At 50.4% G+C, this 1,869-nt stretch carries 2 protein-coding genes; both read left to right on the top strand.

Annotation, left to right across the window (positions count from 1 at the left end):
- The coding region (locus tag KDK16_RS13195; RefSeq protein ID WP_257276480.1) for a RimK/LysX family protein at positions 1 to 351 on the top strand (351 nt) is incomplete at its 5' end.
- An 8-nt stretch (positions 352 to 359) separates the two neighbouring features.
- A partial coding sequence (locus KDK16_RS13200) for a UUP1 family membrane protein (RefSeq protein WP_257276481.1) occupies positions 360 to 1,869 on the top strand: 1,510 nt, incomplete at its 3' end.

The raw sequence follows: 1,869 nt of genomic DNA on the forward strand, positions 1-1,869 counted from the left end.
CGTATTGATACAGGCGCAAAAACGTCTTCTATCAATGCCACAGAGATTAAATATTTCACCAAGAATGGTGAAAAGTGGGTTCGCTTCAAGGTTGTCAATGATGGCAAAAGCCAGACCTTTGAGCGCAAGGTTCATCGTGAAGTTTCAATCAAACGACATGGCGGTCTGGCAAACCAGGACCGAGTCACTGTCTTTATTCCCATTACATTGGGACAGATCTCGAAGAATGTTGAATTTACTCTGGCCAACCGCACCGGCTTCGAATACCCAATCCTTATTGGTGAAAGACTCCTGAGCAATACGGCTCTGGTTGATGTTGCCCGGCAAAATATTGCCGAAACAAAAAAGTGAGGTTTTGAATGAAAGGACGTTTTCAACTCAGTCTGGCGGTGGTCATTTTGATCACAGCAGGTCTGGGCCTGACTTTATACAAACACTTTGCCCTGGGGTTCCCCTTAACCCGGGGAGAAACCACCACCGTCTGGAGTGTTGAGGCTGAGATACAATTCAAGGCTGACGGTGGACCTGCCAAGGCATCCCTGACCCTGCCCGATCAGCAATCCGGTTTTCGTATTCTAAATGAGTCTTTTGCTTCTCCGGGCTATGGCATTAACCAATATGATGAGGAAGGGCAACGTCGCGCAGAGTGGAGCATCCGCAAGGCCAGCGGTAAACAGAGCCTGTTTTACAAGGTGAGCCTGCATCCGGACCGACAGCTGGTGGAACCTTTGGCTCCTCCTGTTGAAGAGGACGACGACACACTAAAAGCTAAACCTTCACTGCCAGAACCCTACCAGACCGCCGCAGACTCATTACTGGAACAGGTGAAAGAACGATCCGCTGATAGTCGAAGTTTTACAGGCACGCTGATCAAGGAATTTATAGCCCAACAGCCCAGCCAGAATACCAACATGCTCTTGAGCATGATTGATAGCCGTGCTGAACTCACCAATCTGCTGATCGAGATGCTCTCCATGGCCGATATTCCGGCCCGGGTTGTTCGAGGCCTTTACCTTGAAGACGGCAGGCGTCGTCAGCCCATAGTAGAGATGCTGGAAGTCTATACCAATGACGGTTGGGTACTCTTTGATCCTGAAACCGGTGTATCCGGCAACCCGGAAAACTTCTTCCTCTGGCAACGCGGTGGCAAATCCTTGCTGGATGTCATGGGTGGGACAGCGTCCCGGGTCTCCTTTTCTATGATTTCCCAGAACGAGCCCACAAGGGATCTGGCCATTGAAACTTCTCGAGCTGACAATGCAGCCCTGGTCGATTTCTCTATCTACGCCCTGCCCCTGGAAGTTCAAAATGCCTTCAAGAGTATTCTGCTGATTCCCATTGGTACTCTGGTCGTACTGATTATGCGCATCCTGGTCGGCCTGAGAACCTCAGGAACCTTTATGCCCGTCCTGATCTCCGTGGCCTTCCTGGAAACCCAGTTACTACCAGGTCTGATTATCTTTGTCACCATTGTTTCCATCGGCCTCTGGATACGCTCGATATTGAGTCAGCTCAATATGCTCCTTGTCGCGCGATTGGCGGCGGTCATCATCGTCGTTATAGGCATAATGGGAGTTATGAGTGTACTCAGCTGGAAGATGGGGATTACCCAAGCTCTGACCGTCACCTTCTTCCCGATGATTATTCTGGCATGGACCATTGAGAGGATGTCTATCCTCTGGGAAGAAGAAGGCCCGAAAGACGTTCTGATTGAAGGCTCTGGCAGCCTGCTGGTGGCCACTATGAGTTACCTGCTGATGTCCAATCCACTGGTTGAACACCTGACCTATAACTTCCCGGAGCTATTGCTGACCGTACTGGGTCTGACTCTGATGTTAGGCCAATACACCGGCTACCGTCTATTGGAAC

Source organism: Endozoicomonas sp. SESOKO4 (assembly GCF_024606275.1).